This window comes from Polaribacter porphyrae (assembly GCF_002954685.1).
Taxonomy (GTDB): domain Bacteria; phylum Bacteroidota; class Bacteroidia; order Flavobacteriales; family Flavobacteriaceae; genus Polaribacter; species Polaribacter porphyrae.
The window spans coordinates 901,896-921,382 of record NZ_MSCN01000001.1 but is presented as its reverse complement, the minus strand read 5'-3'; the positions used below and the strand labels follow the sequence as shown (position 1 = coordinate 921,382).

Genomic DNA, 19,487 nt, shown 5'->3' with positions numbered 1-19,487 from the left:
TTTCAGCAATGTTCGAAATTACAATCAATTAATTTTCAATATAATAACATTTATAAATAAAAAAATATATCGAACTTACGTTAACAAATATCATAGGAAATTCTTTATAGCTTTAACTTTATAGAGAAATATTAAAAGTGATATTTTCGACTCCATTTTTGCTTCGTAAGTAACTTTCAATCAAAATATATTTTAATTTCAGTAATGCTCAAAATGACAGCATTTGGATTTATAGACTTTCCAATATCTTTTTCAAAACCAATTGGGCTGCAAAAGTTCTGTTGTTAGCCTGTTCAATTACTAGAGAACTATCAGAATTTAAAACAGCATCTTCTACAACAACATTTCTTCTAACTGGCAAACAGTGCATAAATTTTGCATCACCTATTTTGTCTTTAGTAATCATCCAATCTTTATCAACTTTAAGAATTTTTCCATAATCATCATAAGAACTCCAGTTTTTGGTATACACAAAATCAGCATTCCTGAAAGCTGCTGACTGATTGTGAAAAATAGGCGTGTTTTTCGTAATTTCTGGTGATAAATTATAACCTTCAGGATTAGTAATTACAAAATCAACATCCATTTTTTGCATGGCTTCTACAAAACTATTCCCAACTGCATGAGGTAAAGTTTTTATATGTGGAGCCCAACTTAACACCACTCTTGGTTTCTTTTTTGTGGTGTTTTCAGAGATTGTAATAGCATCTGTTAAACCTTGTAAGGGATGACCAGTTGCACTTTCCATACTTACAATGGGAACAGAAGCAAATTTTACAAATGATTTTAAAACGTGTTCAGATTCGTCTTTTTCTTTATCTGTTAAACTTGGGAAAGCTCTTACTGCAATTATATCACAATATTGAGAAACCACAGCTGCAGCTTCTTTAATATGCTCTGCAGTATTGCCATTCATAACAGTGCCATCTCCAAACTCTATTCCCCAAGCATCACCAGAAACATTCATCACTATTGGATTCATCCCTAAATTTAAGGCTGCTTTTTGTGTGCTTAAACGTGTACGTAAACTTGAATTGAAAAATAATAATCCTAATGTTTTATCTTTTCCTAATCCTTTATTTGCAAGCGGATTTGCTTTAATTTTTTTTGCTTCTTCAATCCAAGAATTGATATTGTCTATGTCGTTTATGGATGTATAATTTTTCATTCTTATTTTATTTTCCTGCAAGGTCTTGGAGACCTTGTAGGTATTCTTGTTTTTTTACCTACAAGTTTTAGAAACCTTGCAGGAGTTTTACTTTATTTTTGTAAACGGAACTTTGTTTTCAAATGCATTATAGATAAAATCGTCTTCTAAACCGTTTACAATCCATGTTTCTATATTTGCTTTTTTTGCTACTTCAGCAGCTTCAATTTTCGATTGCATTCCTCCACTACCATGTGTAGATTTAGAATTTACAATTTCATTTTTTAAATCTTCAAAATTAGATACTTCTGCAATTGTTTCAGGTCTTTTATTCTTTATAGACTCTTTGGTATATATTCCATTAGTGTTTGTAGCAATTATTAACAAATCTACTTCTAATAAAGACGCAGTTAATGCTGCTAATTTATCATTATCACCAAATTTAATTTCATCTGTAGCAACAGTATCGTTTTCATTAATAATTGGTATATAATTGTTGTTTACCAATACTTTAATCGTATTTGTAATGTTGGTTTTACTTTCTTCTTTTTCAAAATCAGAATAGGAGAGAAGGCACTGTGAACTTAACAAGCCATATTCTCTAAAAATTTCTTGATAAATTCTGATTAAATGAGGCTGACCAATAGAAGCTAATGCCTGTTTTACAAATACTTCTTTTTGTTTACTTTCTAATTTTACAAATTGTTTTGCAACAGCAATTGCTCCAGAACTTACAATAATAAACTCACAAGTATCTTTAAGTTTTGCAATTTGATTTGCAATATCTTCAATTTTCCCTCTTGAGATATTATTGGTTTCTTTTGTTAATGTATTTGAACCAATTTTTAGTAATATGCGTTTCTTTTTATTCAATTATCAATGATGATTTTTGTATGTGTGATTTATCTACTCTGTCATTTCGAGTGATTTTTAATATTGAGTTTAAGCAAAATATTAAAAATTGTATCGAGAAATCTAACTTATAGAGATTCTTCGACAAGCTCAAAATGACACTACTTCTATATTTTTTACTTCTAACTTCTAATCTGCCCATTTCCGTGAACATACCATTTATTAGTCACCAAATGTTGTAAACCAATTGGTCCACGTTGATGTAATTTGTCTGTACTTATTGCTAACTCACCACCTAAACCTAATTGCCCACCATCTGTAAAACGTGTTGAAGCATTGTGGTATACAGCTGCTGTATCTACACTTTCCATAAACACTTTTGCCACTTCATCATTCTTTGTAATAACTGCAGATGAATGTCCACCAGAATATTTATTGATTTTTGCAATTGCATCTTTATTAGAAGCCGTTTTTCCAATCAAAATTTTATAATCTAGAAACTCTTCGTACCAAATTTCATCAGAAGAGAAATTTTTCGCTTTTAAAACCTCAATATTTAAAACTTTTAATTTTGACATTAATTGATTTACAAAATCTATTCTATTTGGTAAATTTTCATCAATCAAAACTTTATCAACAGCATTACAAGCAGATATTTTAGATTTTCCGTTGATGATAATATCGAGAGCTACATCTGTATCAGCATCTTTATGAACATATACAAAATTGTTTCCTCGTCCACTAATAATTACAGGGCAGGTTGCGTGTTCTTTTACAAAAGCAATTAATCTTTCTCCTCCTCTAGGAACAATTAAATCGACTTTTTGAGTAGGTTTTTCTAAAAAAACTTGTGTTTCTATTCTGTTGAATTGCAAATACTCAATCCAATCTGTAGATGCATTGTTTTGTTGCAAAGCTTTATGCCATAACTCAATAATTTTTAAATTGGAACTTATAGACTCTTTTCCGCCTTTTAAAAGTATTTTGTTTCCTGATTTAAAAGCAATTCCTGTAGCTTCAACAGTTACATCTGGTCTTGATTCGTAAATAATAAGAACAGTTCCAAAAGAAGCAGTTTTATTGTAAACCTGCATTCCATTATCGTGCTTAAAACTAAAACGTTCAACTCCAATAGGATCATCTTGCGAAGCCAAATGCGTTGCAGCAGTAATCATTTCATCAACCTTTGTATCGTTTACTTTTAATCGATCAAACATAGAAATATCATCACCTTTATAATTTTCTAAATCTTGTTTGTTAATGTTGATGATTTCTGCTCTATTTTCCTCTAAAAGCCTAGCCATTGTTAGCAAAACATTATTTCTTTTTTCTATGGATAGTATTGTGTTCATTTTTACAGTTCTCAGTATTCAGTTGCAGTTTTCAGTAACAGTTTGATAAAAATATTTGCGCTCTTTACGAAAATATTTATCGTTTTTGTATTTTTATCAATTCTTCTAAAGCATTAACCAAAGCTTCAAAAAACAGATTGATATGTTCTTTTTTAACATTTAAAGGGGGTAGTATTCTTAAAACATATTTGTTTTTTGCACCACCAGTAAAAACATGATAATCGTAAATTAATTTTTTGCGTAAATCACTAACTTCAAAATCGAATTCTAAACCTAGCATCAATCCTCTTCCTTTAATATTTTTTATTTGTGGAATTGTTTTGGCTATTTTTACAAAGTGTTTAGAAATTGTATTTACATTATCGATTAATTCTTCATCTTCAATTACATTTAAAACGGATAAACCAGCAGCACAAGCCAAGTGATTTCCACCAAAAGTAGTACCTAGCATTCCGAATTTTGCTTCAATATTTGGATGTATTAAAATTCCACCAATAGGGAAGCCATTTCCCATTCCTTTTGCAATAGAAATGATATCTGGAGTAACTTCGTAATGTTGAAATGCGAAGAATTTTCCAGAACGTCCATATCCAGATTGTACTTCATCTGCAATAAATAGCGTATTATTTGTTTTACAAAGTATATCTACTTGTTCAAAAAAGTTTGCAGTTGCCTCATCTAAACCACCTACACCTTGTATAAATTCAACAATAACAGCACAAACATCTCCTTTTTCGATTTCTATTTTTGCAGATTCTATATCATTTAAATCGAGAATAGTAACTTTTTGTTGTGCATTAATAGGCGCAATTATAGTTGCATTATCGGTTGCAGCAACAGCCGCTGATGTACGTCCGTGAAAACCATTTTTAAATGAAATTACTCTCGATTTATTTGTTTGAAATGATGCTAATTTTAAAGCATTTTCATTGGCTTCAGCACCAGAATTGCATAAAAACAATTCATAATCTTTACATCCAGAAAGTTCTTCAATTTTATCTGCCAATTTTACCTGCAAAGGGTTTTGGATTGCATTTGAATAAAACCCTAAATTATTTACTTGATTGGTAATGGCTTCAATATATTTTGGGTGTGCATGCCCTATAGAAATTACAGCATGACCTCCGTATAAATCTAAATATTCTGTATCATTTTCATCATATACATAAACTCCTTTAGCTTTTACAGGTGTTACATCGTATAAAGGATAAACATTAAAAAGTGGCATGGTTAAAGGTTTATTTTGTTTTAATTTGATTTATTTTTTCAAAGGATGCGTTAATCCCTTTTATTAATGAAGAGCTTAAACCTTGATGTTCCATTTCGTTTAAACCTTCTATAGTACAACCACTTGGTGTAGTTACTCTATCAATTTCTTCTTCTGGATGATTTCCAGATTTTTTCAATAAGGTAGCAGCACCAAAACAAGTTTGCATTGCCAATTCATGAGCTTCAGCAGCTTCGAAACCCAACTGAATTGCGCCTTGAGTTGTAGCTCTAATTAATCGCATCCAAAAAGCGATACCACTCGCACAAATTACAGTTGCAGCTTGTAATTGCTCTTCAGGAATTTCCATAGAAATCCCTAAACTATCAAATACAGTTTTTGCCAATTCTATTTGCTCTTTTCCTTTTTCGTTAGAAGAAATACAAGTCATAGATTGACGAACAGATGCTGCTGTATTTGGCATTGCCCTTATAATTGCATGTTTAGCTCCTATAATGTTTTCAATTTTTGCAATAGAATATCCTGTAGCAACAGAAATAATTAATTGATCTTTTCGAAGTAAATATCTAACACTTTCTAAAATTTTACTTAAATGTTTTGGTTGAACTGCAAAAATGATGATATCAACATTGTCAACTGCAAAGATATTATCAGCTGTTAATGTTACTTCTTTGTATTTTTTAAAATTATTTAAAGAAGCTGTATTTCTTTTGGTTAAATAAAGTGAGTTAACTACTTTTTTAGATAGTAATCCTTTTGCAATAGATTGCCCTAAACTCCCTGCACCTATAATTGCTACTTTCATTTTTTTTGTTTTAAAGTTTTAAAATTTGAATGTTTCAAAAATTAAAACTGTTTATAATTAGATACTGAAATAACTTTAGTATTTAAAGCCTTTCAAATGGCTTAAAAATAATTCGCTTTTAAATTTAGTCCTTGAGTTTCTTCAAAGCCATACATTAAATTCATATTTTGTATTGCTTGCCCAGAAGCACCTTTTAATAAATTATCAATTGTACTTGTTATTAGTAATTTATCTCCATGTTTTTCTAATTGAACTAAACACTTATTTGTATTTACCACTTGTTTCATATGGATACTTTCATCAGAAACAAAAGTAAATGCAGCATCTTTATAATATACTTCATAGATACTTTTTGCATCTTCTAAAGAACCTTCAAACTTTGTATAGGTTGTTGCAAAAATTCCTCTTGAGAAATTTCCTCTATTTGGCATAAAGTTAATAGCTGAATTGAAATTAGATTGTAATTGATTTACAGTTTGATTGATTTCTCCTAAATGTTGGTGGTTAAAAGCTTTATAATGAGAAAAATTATTATCTCTCCATGTAAAATGTGTGGTTTTAGATAATGATGTACCTGCACCAGTTGCACCTGTAATTGCATTAATATGAACATCATTCTTCAACAAACCTTTAGCAGCTAAAGGTAAAATTGCCAATTGTAAAGCTGTTGCAAAACAACCAGGATTTGCAATGTATTGTGCTGATTTTATGGCTTCTTTTTGCAATTCTGGTAAACCATACACAAATTCTTTGTCATCAATAATTTTGTCTTTTATCAACCTGAAATCATTACTTAAATCAATGATTTTTGTGTTGTTAGAAAAATGATTTGCTTTTAAAAATGCAGTTGAATTTCCATGGCCCAAACACAAGAATAATACATCAACATTTGCATTGATTTCTTGAGTAAATTCGATTTCTGTATCTCCAATTAAATCTTGGTGAACTTTGTATAACTTGTTTCCAGCATTAGAAGTACTATACACAAAATTGATATTTGTTTTTGGATGATTCAATAATAGTCTAATCAATTCTCCAGCTGTGTAACCTGCTCCACCTATAATTCCTACTTGTAATTTCATTGTTAAATTGTGTAAGTGTTTAATTGTTTAAAAGTCTGTATGCAATGCTTCTATTATACAGTTGAACAATTAAACAGTTTAACATCATTTATTATTTACTTGTTGGTAAATTTTATTTTGATTTCCTAAAATTTTGATAAACCCTTTAGCTTCTTCAGCTGTCCAGCCTTTATTTTCTTCACCATAACTTCCAAATTTGGCACTCATTAAATCGTTTGAAGAAGAAATACCATCTAAAGCAAAAGTGTAAGGTCTTAATGTTGCAAAAACACTACCAGTTACTTTTTGCTGACTGCTTTCTAAAAAAGCCTCAATATTTCTCATTACAGGGTCTAAATATTGTCCTTCATGCAAATGCATGCCATAAAAACTAGCTAAATATTCTTTGTGTTGCATTTGCCATTTGGTAAGGGTGTGCTTTTCTAGTAAATGATGTGCTTTAATGGTAATTAAAGCAGCAGCAGCTTCAAAACCAACTCTACCTTTTATACCTATAATGGTATCACCCACATGAATATCTCTACCAATTCCATATTTAGAAGCAATATTATTTAGGTTTTCTATACACTTTTCAGGAGTATCTAATTTGCCATTTACAGCAACTAATTCGCCTTTATTAAAAGTAAGTACTAATTTTTGAATTCCCTCTTTTTCTATTTGAGATGGATAAGCATCTTCAGGAAGTGGCATAGTAGAAGTCAATGTTTCAGAGCCACCAACACTTGTACCCCATAAACCTTTATTAATCGAGTATTGAGCTTTCTCCCAAGACATATGAATTCCTTCAGATTTTAAATAATCAATTTCTTCTTGTCTTGTTAATTTTTGATCTCTAATTGGTGTAATTATTTTAATATTTGGAGCTAAAGTCTGAAAAATCATATCAAAACGAACTTGGTCATTTCCTGCACCTGTACTTCCATGAGCAATATAGCTAGCACCAATTTTTTTTGCATATTCAATAATTTCTATGGCTTGTATAATTCTTTCTGCACTTACAGAAAGTGGGTAGGTATTATTTTTTAAAACATTACCAAATACCAAATATTTAATTACTTTTTGATAAAAAGTGCTAATTGCATCAATATTTTTATAAGTAGAAACCCCCATTTTGTAAGCATTCTTTTTAATGGTATTAATTTCACTTTCTGTAAAACCACCTGTATTAACACTTACTGCATGTACTTGATATTCTTTTGATAAACTAACAGCACAATAAGAAGTATCTAAACCACCACTATACGCAATTACTAATTTTTTCATTTTTTATCTTTTTTTAAAAACAAGTTCTGTTTTATATTTTTTAATCTTTTAAAAGTACCTTCTTTTATTTTTTTTGAAGCTTTCTTTTCTTGATTTTTAGGATCGTATAACATACCAGTACACAAACACATTTTCCTTTCAGTTCTTGTTAAAACATCATAATTTATACAAGTTTGACAACCATTCCAAAAAGTTTGATCGTCTGTTAATTCTGAAAAAGTAACAGGTTTGTATCCTAAATCACTATTCAACTTCATTACTGCTAAACCTGTTGTTATGCTAAACACTTTAGCATCTGGAAACTTTGTTCTTGAATGGTGAAATATTACTTTTTTTATTTTTTTCGCTAAACCTAATCCTCTATAATCTGGATGAACAATTAGCCCTGAATTAGCAACAAATTTTCCATGACCCCATTTTTCTATGTAACAAAAACCAGCAAATTTATCTTCATCTAAAGCTATAACAGCATTACCATTTTCCATTTTGGTTGCAATGTATTCAGGCTTTCTTTTTGCGATACCTGTACCTCTTACTTTAGCAGCTTCTGCTATAGTATCGCAAATAATTTGTGCGTATTTTATGTGTGATTTATCAGCAATAACAATTCTCATTGTAATTGATTTTTTCTAATTTATGTTTTTGAAATGTACTCTTTTTTTATGATGTAGAATAGGACTCACCTTAATTCTTAAATTATGCAAATACCCCAAAAGGGCGAAAAAAAGAATTACGTACAAAATTATAACTTTGGTTAAATAGAGAATGTAAAAAGTTGAAATATGCTTTTGAAAAGAATGTCATAATAAAAAATAAAAAGTATTGTAATCGATTAATTTTGTTAAACTGCAAGCACTAGTATTAGCGACAGCGTAAACTGGGAATTAAATAATTACGGTTTATATTTCTTATTGATATAATCATGCGATAAAAGTATATATTTTTTTGCTCCTATTATTAATATTGAAGTACTTTTTTCTAATTTTTATCAAATTAAAGCAAATTTGATATTTACATTGAAATTTTATCAGAATACTAGTAATATATTGCTTTTTTATTAAAAATCATTATACACTTCTCTAATGTAAGTTCTTGTTTTTTGAAACTATTTTAGTACAAAATACTTCCTTTTTTACAATTCGTCTGTAAAAAAATACAGTTCAGTAGCTTTTACTTTTAAAAACTTTAATTCCGTTGCAGATTTGTAGTGTAATTAATCATTAAAAACAAATATTATGAAATTTTTAGTATCAATTTTAGTAGTAACAGCATTATTTATTTCAAGTACAATCAATGCACAAGAAAAAGTAACTATTACAGCTACTGTAGTAAATGTAACATCAGATAAAGGTAAAGTAGGTTTTGCTTTATATAATAAAAAGAACTTTATGAAAATACCAGTTCAAGGAGCAAATGCAAAAATAGTTGACGGTAAAAGTACAGTTATTTTTAAAGATGTAGTTCCTGGAGAATATGCAATCATTTGTTATCATGACAAGAATGATAATGATAAAATGGATTTCTCACCACAAAGAATGCCTTTAGAAGATTTTGGAGCTTCTAACAATTATATGGCTTTTGCACCACCAAGTTATGAAAATGCAAAATTTGTAGTTTCTGATAAAAATGTATCTTTAGATATTAAATTTTAGAAATAAAGATTTAACGTTTAAAACAAACAGTAACTCATGAATAGTATAAATAGAGTACAAACGTCTGGACAAATAAAAAAAGAGTTTTTCTTATCTATAAGAATAATATTAATAATATCGTTTGTACTTTTTATTCTAGTAAGAGATTATACTATTTCAGGTTTTTTTGAAACGTTATTAAGAACAGCTCTTTATACCTTTGTTTTAGCATTTGGTCAAGGTGTATTAAACAATTTTATTACAGCAAAATGGGATTGGGTAACACAGACTAATAAAAGAGTTTGGGCAGGAATAATATCTACAGTTCTCTATACTGTACCAGCAATTATATTTATCCATTACATTTTATTTGTTAAAGTTGATGGTTTACCAGAAGAACGTTTTTTTGAACAGCAATTTATCTGGACTCATCTTTTTTGGATATTATTCTCTTTTACAGTTTCCTCTTTTTTACATGCACGTGAGTTTATGATAGAGTGGAAAAAATCTGCAAAACAAGAAACTACAAAACAAGAAATAGTTGCAAAAACAGAAACAGCAAAGTTTGAATCATTAAAAAATCAATTAGATCCACATTTTTTGTTTAATAGCTTAAATGTGTTGACCAGTTTAATTGGAGAAAACCCAAACCAAGCAGAAAAATTTACTACTAAACTCTCTAAAGTATATCGATATGTTTTAGAGCAAAGAAATAAAGATTTAGTGCCAATTCAAGAAGAATTAAAATTTGCAAGAACATATATGCAATTGTTAGGGATGCGTTTTGAAGACGCTATTAAATTTAACATACCAGATGCAGTAAGTAATCAAGAATTAAAAATAGTGCCTTTATCCTTGCAATTATTATTAGAAAACGCAGTAAAACATAACGTGGTTTCATCCTCTAAACCATTAGTAGTATCAATTTACGAAGAGAATAATCATTTGATTATAGAAAATAACATTAACCCAAAAGAAGCAATAGGTAAAAGCACTAAAGTAGGTTTGCAAAATATTGCAGACAGGTATGGTTTAATAACAGATAGATCTGTAAAAATAGAAAATAACAACACAACTTTTAAGGTGAGCTTGCCTCTCTTATATAAAATGAACAATATCATGTACACAGAAGATTTAGAAAACAGCAACTATGTAAAAGCCGTAGAAAGAGTTGAAAAACTGAAAGAATTTTATCAAAATTTAGCATCTTACTGCCTAGTAATTCCTTTTTTGATATTTATTAATTTAAGATTTTCGCCACAATTTTATTGGTTTTGGTTTCCAATTTTTGGATGGGGAATAGGTTTAGTTTTTCACTTTTTAGAAGTGAATAATTATAATGTGTTTTTAGGAAAAAACTGGGAAGATAGAAAGATAAAAGAGTTGATGAATAAAGAGAATAAACAAAAAAGGTTACGATAATGGAACAGAAATTTACAGAAGAACAGAAATATGTTCTAGCTCGTAAAAGAGTAGAAAGAATAAGCAAGTTTTACAAACATTTTGCTATTTATATTATTGTAAATATTTTTTTAAGTGCAATTTTTATAGTGGGAGATATGAATGATGGAGATACTTTTAATGAAGCTTTTTTTGACTATCATAATTATAAAATCTGGTTATTTTGGGGTATAGGAATTGCTTTTCAGGCGTTAAATACTTTTGGATTAAACTTTATTTTAAGTAAAGATTGGGAAGAAAGAAAATTAAGAGAGTATATGAATGAAGACAAATATAGAAGATAGAATGGAAACTGATTTTTTAACAGAACAACGTTATTATAAAGCTCAAAAAAAAGTAAAAGAAATAAAGGGTTTTTATACTCATTTAACTATCTATTGCTTAATAATACCAATAATTATATTTATAAATTTAAAATATGTGCCTCATTTTCATTGGTTTTGGTTTTCAGTACTTGGTTGGGGCTTTGGTTTATTTTTTCACTGGTTAGGAGTTTTCGGTTTTAATTTATTAGGATTTGGGAAAAACTGGGAAGAAAGAAAAATAAAAGAGTTTATGAACGAGAAAAATTAATAAAATGCAACAAGATTATAAGCAAGAACAAAACTATATAAGAGCTAAAAAAAGAGTAAAAGATATTAAAGGCTTTTATGTTCACTTAATTGTATACATAATAGTAAACATATTTATAAGTGGTGTAATTATTTTTGGATTAATGCAAAGTGATGATTCTTTTTCTGATGCACTATCTAACTTTGGTGTCTATTCTACTTGGGTTTTTTGGGGAATTGGAATGTTCTTTCATTGGTTGGGTGTTTTTGGATTCAAATCAATTGGCTTTGGGAGTGAATGGGAAGAGAGAAAAATAAAGGAAATGATGGAGAAAGATAAAAATCGAACTAAAAATTTTTAAAGAATGGAAAAATTTGAAGATAAAAAATTAGAAATAGCTAAACTAAAGGTTGAAAAAATTAAAGAATTTTACAAACATTTGGTTACTTACGTTTTAGTAAATTTATTCATAACTTTTGTATGGAAGTTTTCATTTAAAATTTTTGATGATTTTGTTATAAGTAATCATTTTGATAATGATGGTTTTTCTCATATTCCTATTTGGTTTATTTGGGGAATATTTTTAGCCCTAGATGCTTTTAATACTTTTAGTTTTAATATTCTTGGATTTGGTAAAAATTGGGAAGAAAGAAAAATTAAAGAGTTTATGAATCAATAAAAGTAAATATTCACTTTTTATAAAAAAGAACCAATCAGCTATCAACTTTAATCATGTTTTCTACAATAGGATATATACATTTATTTTTTGCTATCGTTTCAATGACAACAGGTTTAATTGTTGTTTTTAACACTAAAGGTACTTCGTTTCATAAAAGTGTTGGTTACACGTATGTTGTAAATATGTTGTTACTAAATATTTCGTCATTTTTTATAACAAACTTTAATGGGTTTAGTATCTTTCATTTTTTTGCTATAGTAAGTTTAGTTACTATTTTAGCAGGTATGTATCCTGTTTTAAAAAAGACAAAAAACTGGTTACACAAACATTACTATTTTATGGCTTGGTCTGTAGTTGGTTTGTATTGTGCTTTTTGGTCAGAAGTTGGGACACGTTTTGTTAAAAATATGCAAGATTTTTGGTGGGCAGTTGCTATTGCAACGTTTTTAACCGCTTTTATTGGAGCAAGAATTATAAATAAAAATGCAAAAAGATTAATAAGCAAATAATATGAATGTACTAATTATTGAAGATGAAAAACCAGCTGCAAGAAGGCTAAACAGAATGTTAGCAGAATTAAATATAGATGTTCAGCAAATGTTGCATTCTGTAGAAGAATCGTTGAATTGGCTTCAAAATAATGAACATCCAGACTTAATTTTTTTAGACATTCAATTGTCTGATGGGTTGTCTTTTGAGATTTTTGAAGAAATAGAAGTCAAATCTGCCATTATTTTTACTACTGCTTATGATGAATATGCTTTAAAAGCATTTAAACTAAATAGTATAGATTATCTACTAAAACCATTAGATAGTGATGAACTTGAGGCTGCTGTTAATCAATTTAAGCAAAAACAACCTACACAATCTGATGTTCAAGTAAATTTAGATGATATTAGAAAACTATTAATCAACCCTGTAGATCGTAAATTCAAAAAAAGATTGTCTATAAAAGTTGGGCAGCATATAAAAATCATTCCTATTGATGAGGTTGAGTGTTTTTACAGTGAAAATAAATCCACATACATTCATACTACAGATAACAGAAGATACTTATTAGATAATTCTTTAGAATATTGGCAAGAGCAACTAAACCCTGAACAATTTTTTAGAGTAAACAGAACTTTTGTAGTGCATATTAATGCAATAAAAGATATTATTGCCTATACAAATTCTCGTTTAAAATTAATACTGAATTTCTACAAAGAACAAGAAATTATTGTCAGTAGAGAACGTGTTAAAGATTTTAAAAATTGGATAGATTAGGATAGTTATAAAGTTAAATTCAAGCAAAAGAGATTATTACAAACAAAGAAAGAGTTAGAAAATTAAAAAAAATGGTTGACTAATGTAATTAGTTTTCCAATTTAGTTTGTTTTGTAATGAAAAATCTCCGAACTTCGTTAACGCCGAATATAAGTCATTAAAACGACGTCATATTCGTCTAAAGTTGTAAGCAAGCAAAAAAAAATCCGTAACAAATTTAAAATTCTGTACTTTTATTGAATGAAAAGAAAGCTCACAACCAACTCAAGACTTGTAAATGAATTGTTCGCCAGTTACATCAGTACGTTTACTGCTTTTTGCGAGCTTATAAACAATTCAATTCAAGCTAAATGTAAGAATATTTGGATAGAAATTGATTACACAGATGAAAGTGAAGTTCACCCACTAATTATAAAGAAAATCTCAATTAAAGATGATGGTGTAGGTGTTCACGTAGAAAATATAGATAAAAAATTATTGGATATAGGAACTGCCAACAAAGGTGGTGGTAAAGGTATTGGTCGATTTGCGTCTTTTCAAATCGGACAAAAGGTGGATATTGAAACTGTGGCTTATTCATCAACCGAAAAGAATTTCTCAAAAATTGAAATTCCACTATCGTTTGACAGCTTTGGTAAAAACATAAATGTTTCGGAGGTAGAAATACCAACCAAAGAAGAAATTTTGAGTGGCAAAAATCACAAGCCATATTATAAGGTTAATATCTCTAACTTATATGATAGTAATGTTACAGAAAATGAGCCAAAGAAGAAAATTATAGATAAATTTCTCGAAGAAAATATCGCTGATGCAATCTTCGAGCGTTATCCATTAAAAATTTTTAATGAAGAAATTAACTTTCACATTAATGGCGAAAAAATCAATCCAAGTGATTTCGTTGTTGATAAACCAATAAAAGTGATTTCTACTTTGACTGATACAAAAGGCGCAGACCATAAGGTTAATCTCAATTTTATGCAGATTAAAAAATTTGAGAAAATAAAAGTTTTTTTAACTACTACAAATGCTGGTTTACAGACAATTTCCAAAGGTTTTGAATTTGATGCAAGCTGGTTAAGCCCTAAAATTGGAGGCTGGTTTATTTATGTTACTTCACCAACAATATCGGCTGACCTTTATAGAAATATTGATTTAGATGACCTTGACGATGATTGGAAGAAGTATAGGTCATTAATAAAAGATGAACTAAATAATTTCTTTAAAGCTCGGAACGCTGAATTTGATAATTTTCAAGAAAAATTAAAGAATGATGACTTTTATCCATATAGAGAAAAAGCAAGTTCAAAATCAAAAATTATATTATTTGATAAACTCGCCTATTTAGTAGAGGACAAATATCACTTATTAAATGAAGAAAATAAATTAAGAGAAATTATTTATCCACTTATTGACCGTACTATTTCAAATGGCGAATTAGATAAGATTTTAGGCAGTATAATTAAATTAAATAAAAAAATGACGACCAAATTTTCAGATTTGCTTGAGAAAACAGATTTGGAAAGCATTATAGAATTTTCGGATAAAGTTGCGTCAAAAATCGAGGACATCGAATTTTTAGATAAACTCGTTTATAGTGAAATCTCGAAAAATGTAAAGGAACGAAAAGAATTACATAAATTTTTAGAAAAAATGCTTTGGGTCTTCGGCGAGGAATTTAATAATACTACAAAATTGCTTTCGGATAAAAGTTTAAAAAACAATCTTAATCAATTAAGAGAAGATTGTATGAAATTCAAACCGACTAAAACCAAAGATAATGTCAATACAGAAATTTCAAAGCCAATAAAGTCGATTACTGATTTATTTATGTATCAAGAAAGAATTCTTGACTACAAAAAACGAGAAGTTTTGGTTGTGGAATTAAAAGCACCGAAAGTTAAAATTAGTCCAAAAGAAATCGAACAAGCAATGAAATATGCTCGCCAAATTGGTCAATTAAGTTCTGTAAGCGATAAGGTCAATTTCAAAATTTTATTGGTTTGTTCAGAGATTAATAAAGATGCAGAGTTTTTAATTGCTGTTAATAAAAAAAGTGAAGATAATCCATATCTGTATTTTAGAAGTGAAGACAATAAAATCGAGGTTTGGATTATGAAATGGAGCGAATTAATAGAAAACGTTAAGAGAAAACTAAATTATATGTCTGCAATTTTAAAGACTAAAGATATTGATGTTCAAGAAAAGGCTGAACGCGATTTTGAGGATATTGATTTCGGAAAAATAAGTTCGAGGTTAACGAAAGTAGCTGTGTGAAACGCCTGCTTACAACATCGTATATAGCTCATATCTAGTTGGTTACTTATTCAGAGTTAAGGTATATCTGGGAAGTCGCCAAATTTTTAAATTTGACGATTTCTAACAAAAAAGATAAATAGTAAAATTTAAAAATCTGGCTTGTGCTCAACCGAATGGAAACAGCTTATTTACACGCTACGAGCCATATACAAACACGTTAACGAAATCACCCAAAAGCAGACTAACAAAAAACTGTAAATAATTCCTCACTTCTCAAACTTTACTTATTTTTATGATTTTTAATCTGAACTTGTTTCAGATTTTCTTTAAATTTTATCTTAAATGAGTCAACAACAAGAATTCTTTAATTATATAAATGATGGTTACAAAACCAAAGGCGATTTTTTAGCCCTAGGTGCAGCAATGTTAGGTGAAGAAACCATTACAAATGCTTTGGTAAAAGTACCTTTAAAAACCTTAAATAGGCATGGTCTAATTGCTGGTGCAACAGGTACAGGTAAAACCAAAACATTACAAGTATTGGCAGAAAACCTATCAGAAAAAGGAGTGCCTGTTTTGTTGATGGATATTAAAGGAGATTTATCTGGGTTAGCACAGCCAAGTCCTGGGCATCCAAAAATAGATGAACGTCATCAAAAAATTGGTTTTCCTTTTGAGGCTAAAAAGTTTCCTATTGAGGTATTAACATTATCAGAGCAAGATGGTACTCGTTTAAGAGCAACTATTTCTGAATTTGGCCCAGTGCTATTATCAAGAATTTTAGATTTGTCTGAAACTCAAGCTGGTATTGTAGCGATTATTTTTAAATATTGTGATGATAATAAACTTCCATTATTAGATATTAAAGACTTTAAAAAAGTATTGCAGTTTGTTACTAATGAGGGCAAAGCAGAAATTTCTGCTGAATATGGACGTATCTCAACAGCAAGTACAGGAACTATCTTGCGTAAAATTGTAGAGATAGAACAACAAGGAGGAGATTTGTTTTTCGGAGAAAAATCTTTCGATGTTGAAGATTTAACAAGAATAGATGAAAATGGCAGAGGTATTATTTCTGTGTTGCGTTTAACTGACATTCAAGATAAACCCAAACTATTTTCAACCTTTATGTTGCAGCTATTGGCAGAGGTTTATGAAACCTTTCCAGAGCAAGGAGATTCAGGTAGACCAGAACTCATCATTTTTATAGATGAAGCACATTTGGTTTTTGAAGAAGCTTCTAAAGCATTGCTAAATCAGATTGAGAGTATTGTAAAATTAATTCGTTCTAAAGGTATTGGCTTGTATTTTGTTACACAAAACCCCAAAGATGTGCCAGAAGATATTTTAGCACAATTGGGTTTAAAAATTCAGCATGCTTTAAGAGCATTTACTGCAAAAGACAGAAAAGCGATTAAATTAGCAGCAGAAAACTATCCAGATTCCGAATATTATGATACTAAAGATGTATTAACACAATTAGGAATTGGAGAAGCATTTGTATCCGTTTTAAACGAAAAAGGGATTCCAACACCTTTAGCAAGAACCATGTTACGTGCACCAATGAGTAGAATGGATGTGCTTACAGATAAAGAATTAAAACAAGTTATTAATAATTCTAGATTGTATTATAAATACAATGAACAATTAGACAGAGATAGTGCTTACGAATTACTAAACAAAAAAATAGATGCCATAAACAAAGCCGAACAAAAAGCGATAGAAGATGCAGAAAAACAAAAAGAAAAGGAAAGATTAGCCAAAGAAAGAGCTAAACAAAAAGCGAAACAAAGCAGATCATCTTCTAGAAGAAGCACTAGGCAAGACCCATTAGTAAAAGTATTAACAAGTGCAACATTTATTAGAGCTGTATTTGGTATATTAAAAAAGGTAATTAAATAACAAAACAAAAAAAGCTACGTTAGTATAGTTATAAATCAACAAAAGAATGACCAAAAAAATAAATCTACCAATACTATTTATTTTATTAGTATCTGTAATATCTTGTAGTGATAATAATAAATTTAAAATTCAAAAAGGAAAAGTAGGTCTAATAACTACAAAAACTACCATAAAAGATCTACATACCATTTTTGAAAACGATTCCATAGTTTCTAACTTAAGCGAAGGTGCTTTGGGAGATAATTATTTTCAAGATGATGATGAACATTTAATTTACGAAAAAGGAGGGAAGCATCTGTTAACAATAGTGCCAAAAGAGCAGCTAGACTCAACATCAACTATAAAAAGTATAGAAATTCATGATGCACGTTTTAAAACAGAAACAGGTATTAATATTCTTTCTACATTTTCAGAAATTAACGCAACTAATAATTTAAGACCAGAATCAACTTTAAAATCTGTTACACTTTTTGTAGATGAGTTAAATGCAACAATAGCCATAGATAAAGAAGAATTAGGATTAAGAAATTTTAGTGCTCAAAAAGTATCTTTAGAACAGATACCAGATTTGGCAAGGATGAAATCTTTTGTGATATGGTTTAATTAGGGCAAATTTTACACTTTTTTTATTAAAAGTATAAAACCGCGTTTTACATTATATCTTTTTTTCGTACCTCAAAAAAGGATGCCATTTCAATCGCTTGTGCAAAACCTAACTTTATGAAAAAAAAATACACTATTCAAAAATCACCATTTGTAGTACCAACCACAGATGGTAAATTAATTGAAGAGCATTTTGGTAATGCAACTGATAAAAATAATCAAGTAAGTATTGCACACATGGTTGCTCCACCAAAATGGAAAGAGCCTTTTCAAACCCCAGAATTTGATGAATATACTTACATTATTAGAGGAAAAAAACAATTCATTATAGAAGATGAAACTATAATACTAGAGGCTGGACAATCAATCAAAATTGAAAAAAATACTAGAGTACAATATTCAAATCCTTTTGAAGAAGCTTGTGATTATATAGCCATTTGTTTACCCGCTTTTTCTATAGATTTGGTGAATAGAGAAGAAAATTAACCTTCTATGAAATTGCTATATAAACTCTTCAACAGAAAAAAATTACTACTTATATCTGTTGTGTTAATCATAGCAATGGTTTTTGAAACATTTCAGCAATTATTTTATATCAAAAGATTCAACTTAAATGATTCTGTAACTTTTTTTGAGTTATTCAAAAATCAATTTTATAGATGGATTATGTGGTCTTTTTCAGGAATTCCATTACTTTTTTTTATTTACAAAGATGTTCATAAAGAAACAGAAAATACAAGAATAATAAAATATTGTGCAATTATTTTTTTATCGGTGTTTGTAAATATCTTATTAATTGCTAGTATTTCTATGTTATCTAATTCTGATTCATTCTCTTTTCATAAATTTTATTCAGAATATTTTCTATTCTTCACTTTTCAAAAAGTTCCAATTTGTACATTAGGTTATATTGCTGTTACCATCATTTTGTTTTTAAATTTTCAAAAAGAATTGTTAGAAATCGAAGTGCAAGATTTAGCAGATATAAAAAGAATAAATCAAGAGCTTTATAACAAATTGAGTTTAACGAATGCAAACAAAGCCAAGGTATTAAGTATAAAAGTAGGAAACAAAATAAAGATTATTCCTGTTGATACAATTATTTGGATAGAAGCAGACGATTATTGTGCAAATGTGCATACAAAAGAAAACCCCTCTTATTCTATGAGAGCTTCTCTAAAATCTTTGGAGCTAAAGTTAAGTGATGACTTTTTAAGAGTACATAGAAAATCTATTGTGAATATGAAAATGGCAAAAGAATTAAAATTAGTTGCTAAACCTTACCTATTGCTTTCCAATAATGAAGAGATACTAGTTTCGAAAAGTAATATTAGAGTTGTTAAAAGCTATATGGACAAGCAATAACGTTTTGTTAACTAAACTTACTGCATAAAATATTCCGTTTACT

The 19,487-nt window shown here is 29.0% G+C and carries 21 protein-coding genes; 13 read left to right on the top strand and 8 right to left on the bottom strand.

Annotation, left to right across the window (positions count from 1 at the left end):
• Positions 1-229 precede the first annotated feature (229 nt).
• The 8 genes from BTO18_RS04235 to BTO18_RS04200 form a co-directional block, all read right to left on the bottom strand.
• The gene (locus tag BTO18_RS04235) at positions 230-1,168 is read right to left on the bottom strand and encodes a Rossmann-fold NAD(P)-binding domain-containing protein (protein ID WP_105015035.1); all 939 of its coding nucleotides are present in this window, start codon (positions 1,166-1,168) and stop codon (positions 230-232) included.
• An 87-nt stretch (positions 1,169-1,255) separates the two neighbouring features.
• Positions 1,256-2,020, bottom strand: a complete 765-nt coding sequence (proB, locus tag BTO18_RS04230) for a glutamate 5-kinase (protein WP_105015034.1) — start codon at positions 2,018-2,020, stop codon at positions 1,256-1,258.
• Between the two features lie 161 nt (positions 2,021-2,181).
• Entirely contained in the window at positions 2,182-3,351 is a 1,170-nt protein-coding gene (locus tag BTO18_RS04225) for a glutamate-5-semialdehyde dehydrogenase (RefSeq protein WP_105015033.1), read from the bottom strand.
• Between the two features lie 76 nt (positions 3,352-3,427).
• Complete coding sequence (locus BTO18_RS04220; RefSeq protein WP_105015032.1) at positions 3,428-4,579, bottom strand: aspartate aminotransferase family protein; 1,152 nt, start codon at positions 4,577-4,579, stop codon at positions 3,428-3,430.
• Positions 4,580-4,589: 10 nt separating this feature from the next.
• Complete coding sequence (gene proC / locus BTO18_RS04215) at positions 4,590-5,384, bottom strand: pyrroline-5-carboxylate reductase (RefSeq protein ID WP_105015031.1); 795 nt, start codon at positions 5,382-5,384, stop codon at positions 4,590-4,592.
• Between the two features lie 101 nt (positions 5,385-5,485).
• On the bottom strand, positions 5,486-6,466 hold the full coding sequence (gene argC, locus BTO18_RS04210) for an N-acetyl-gamma-glutamyl-phosphate reductase (protein WP_105015030.1): 981 nt from the start codon (positions 6,464-6,466) through the stop codon (positions 5,486-5,488).
• Positions 6,467-6,550: 84 nt separating this feature from the next.
• Positions 6,551-7,729: an argininosuccinate synthase gene (locus tag BTO18_RS04205; RefSeq protein ID WP_105015029.1), complete on the bottom strand. Its 1,179-nt coding sequence runs from the start codon at positions 7,727-7,729 to the stop codon at positions 6,551-6,553.
• A complete protein-coding gene (locus BTO18_RS04200; protein ID WP_105015028.1) occupies positions 7,726-8,343 on the bottom strand; it encodes a GNAT family N-acetyltransferase in 618 nt (205 codons plus the stop codon). Before BTO18_RS04200 ends, BTO18_RS04205 begins: the two co-directional genes overlap by 4 nt.
• Positions 8,344-8,964: 621 nt before the next feature.
• On the opposite strand from BTO18_RS04200, the gene BTO18_RS04195 reads away from it, so the two are divergent.
• From BTO18_RS04195 to BTO18_RS04135, 13 genes are all read left to right on the top strand, one after another.
• Complete coding sequence (locus tag BTO18_RS04195) at positions 8,965-9,381, top strand: DUF2141 domain-containing protein (protein ID WP_105015027.1); 417 nt, start codon at positions 8,965-8,967, stop codon at positions 9,379-9,381.
• A gap of 36 nt (positions 9,382-9,417) precedes the next feature.
• The gene (locus BTO18_RS04190) at positions 9,418-10,782 is read left to right on the top strand and encodes a 2TM domain-containing protein (protein ID WP_105015026.1); all 1,365 of its coding nucleotides are present in this window, start codon (positions 9,418-9,420) and stop codon (positions 10,780-10,782) included.
• Positions 10,782-11,105, top strand: a complete 324-nt coding sequence (locus BTO18_RS04185; protein ID WP_105015025.1) for a 2TM domain-containing protein — start codon at positions 10,782-10,784, stop codon at positions 11,103-11,105. The genes BTO18_RS04190 and BTO18_RS04185 overlap by 1 nt, the downstream gene beginning before the upstream one ends.
• Positions 11,083-11,394, top strand: a complete 312-nt coding sequence (locus tag BTO18_RS04180; RefSeq protein WP_226788999.1) for a 2TM domain-containing protein — start codon at positions 11,083-11,085, stop codon at positions 11,392-11,394. The genes BTO18_RS04185 and BTO18_RS04180 overlap by 23 nt, the downstream gene beginning before the upstream one ends.
• Positions 11,395-11,398: 4 nt before the next feature.
• Positions 11,399-11,734: a 2TM domain-containing protein gene (locus BTO18_RS04175; protein WP_105015024.1), complete on the top strand. Its 336-nt coding sequence runs from the start codon at positions 11,399-11,401 to the stop codon at positions 11,732-11,734.
• A gap of 3 nt (positions 11,735-11,737) precedes the next feature.
• Positions 11,738-12,052 carry a 2TM domain-containing protein gene (locus tag BTO18_RS04170; RefSeq protein ID WP_105015023.1) on the top strand — a complete coding sequence of 105 codons (315 nt, stop codon included), beginning with the start codon at positions 11,738-11,740 and terminating at the stop codon, positions 12,050-12,052.
• 53 nt (positions 12,053-12,105) lie between these two features.
• Positions 12,106-12,561, top strand: a complete 456-nt coding sequence (locus tag BTO18_RS04165; protein WP_105015022.1) for a DUF2306 domain-containing protein — start codon at positions 12,106-12,108, stop codon at positions 12,559-12,561.
• Position 12,562: 1 nt separating this feature from the next.
• Positions 12,563-13,318 (top strand): LytR/AlgR family response regulator transcription factor, encoded by a 756-nt coding sequence (locus tag BTO18_RS04160; RefSeq protein ID WP_105015021.1) that lies wholly within the window; start codon positions 12,563-12,565, stop codon positions 13,316-13,318.
• Positions 13,319-13,558: 240 nt separating this feature from the next.
• Entirely contained in the window at positions 13,559-15,592 is a 2,034-nt protein-coding gene (locus tag BTO18_RS04155) for an ATP-binding protein (RefSeq protein WP_105015020.1), read from the top strand.
• Positions 15,593-15,916: 324 nt separating this feature from the next.
• Positions 15,917-17,476 carry a helicase HerA-like domain-containing protein gene (locus BTO18_RS04150; protein ID WP_105015019.1) on the top strand — a complete coding sequence of 520 codons (1,560 nt, stop codon included), beginning with the start codon at positions 15,917-15,919 and terminating at the stop codon, positions 17,474-17,476.
• 46 nt (positions 17,477-17,522) lie between these two features.
• Positions 17,523-18,083, top strand: coding sequence for a hypothetical protein (locus BTO18_RS04145; protein WP_105015018.1), 561 nt, complete (start codon positions 17,523-17,525; stop codon positions 18,081-18,083).
• 113 nt (positions 18,084-18,196) lie between these two features.
• Positions 18,197-18,565 carry a cupin domain-containing protein gene (locus BTO18_RS04140; RefSeq protein ID WP_105015017.1) on the top strand — a complete coding sequence of 123 codons (369 nt, stop codon included), beginning with the start codon at positions 18,197-18,199 and terminating at the stop codon, positions 18,563-18,565.
• Positions 18,566-18,571: 6 nt separating this feature from the next.
• Positions 18,572-19,444, top strand: a complete 873-nt coding sequence (locus BTO18_RS04135) for a LytR/AlgR family response regulator transcription factor (protein WP_105015016.1) — start codon at positions 18,572-18,574, stop codon at positions 19,442-19,444.
• Positions 19,445-19,487: the final 43 nt, after the last annotated feature.

Excerpts from the sequence above, each read along its gene's own strand:
- BTO18_RS04235 (WP_105015035.1), bottom strand. The coding sequence starts at position 1,168 with ATGAAAAATTATACATCCATAAACGACATAGACAATATCAATTCTTGG.
- BTO18_RS04220 (WP_105015032.1), bottom strand. The coding sequence starts at position 4,579 with ATGCCACTTTTTAATGTTTATCCTTTATACGATGTAACACCTGTAAAA.
- BTO18_RS04225 (WP_105015033.1), bottom strand. The coding sequence starts at position 3,351 with ATGAACACAATACTATCCATAGAAAAAAGAAATAATGTTTTGCTAACA.
- BTO18_RS04160 (WP_105015021.1), top strand. The coding sequence starts at position 12,563 with ATGAATGTACTAATTATTGAAGATGAAAAACCAGCTGCAAGAAGGCTA.
- BTO18_RS04205 (WP_105015029.1), bottom strand. The coding sequence starts at position 7,729 with ATGAAAAAATTAGTAATTGCGTATAGTGGTGGTTTAGATACTTCTTAT.
- argC (WP_105015030.1), bottom strand. The coding sequence starts at position 6,466 with ATGAAATTACAAGTAGGAATTATAGGTGGAGCAGGTTACACAGCTGGA.
- BTO18_RS04140 (WP_105015017.1), top strand. The coding sequence starts at position 18,197 with ATGAAAAAAAAATACACTATTCAAAAATCACCATTTGTAGTACCAACC.
- BTO18_RS04175 (WP_105015024.1), top strand. The coding sequence starts at position 11,399 with ATGCAACAAGATTATAAGCAAGAACAAAACTATATAAGAGCTAAAAAA.
- BTO18_RS04170 (WP_105015023.1), top strand. The coding sequence starts at position 11,738 with ATGGAAAAATTTGAAGATAAAAAATTAGAAATAGCTAAACTAAAGGTT.
- BTO18_RS04185 (WP_105015025.1), top strand. The coding sequence starts at position 10,782 with ATGGAACAGAAATTTACAGAAGAACAGAAATATGTTCTAGCTCGTAAA.
- BTO18_RS04155 (WP_105015020.1), top strand. The coding sequence starts at position 13,559 with ATGAAAAGAAAGCTCACAACCAACTCAAGACTTGTAAATGAATTGTTC.
- BTO18_RS04190 (WP_105015026.1), top strand. The coding sequence starts at position 9,418 with ATGAATAGTATAAATAGAGTACAAACGTCTGGACAAATAAAAAAAGAG.
- BTO18_RS04145 (WP_105015018.1), top strand. The coding sequence starts at position 17,523 with ATGACCAAAAAAATAAATCTACCAATACTATTTATTTTATTAGTATCT.
- BTO18_RS04195 (WP_105015027.1), top strand. The coding sequence starts at position 8,965 with ATGAAATTTTTAGTATCAATTTTAGTAGTAACAGCATTATTTATTTCA.
- proC (WP_105015031.1), bottom strand. The coding sequence starts at position 5,384 with ATGAAAGTAGCAATTATAGGTGCAGGGAGTTTAGGGCAATCTATTGCA.
- BTO18_RS04180 (WP_226788999.1), top strand. The coding sequence starts at position 11,083 with ATGAAGACAAATATAGAAGATAGAATGGAAACTGATTTTTTAACAGAA.
- BTO18_RS04200 (WP_105015028.1), bottom strand. The coding sequence starts at position 8,343 with ATGAGAATTGTTATTGCTGATAAATCACACATAAAATACGCACAAATT.
- BTO18_RS04135 (WP_105015016.1), top strand. The coding sequence starts at position 18,572 with ATGAAATTGCTATATAAACTCTTCAACAGAAAAAAATTACTACTTATA.
- BTO18_RS04150 (WP_105015019.1), top strand. The coding sequence starts at position 15,917 with ATGAGTCAACAACAAGAATTCTTTAATTATATAAATGATGGTTACAAA.
- BTO18_RS04165 (WP_105015022.1), top strand. The coding sequence starts at position 12,106 with ATGTTTTCTACAATAGGATATATACATTTATTTTTTGCTATCGTTTCA.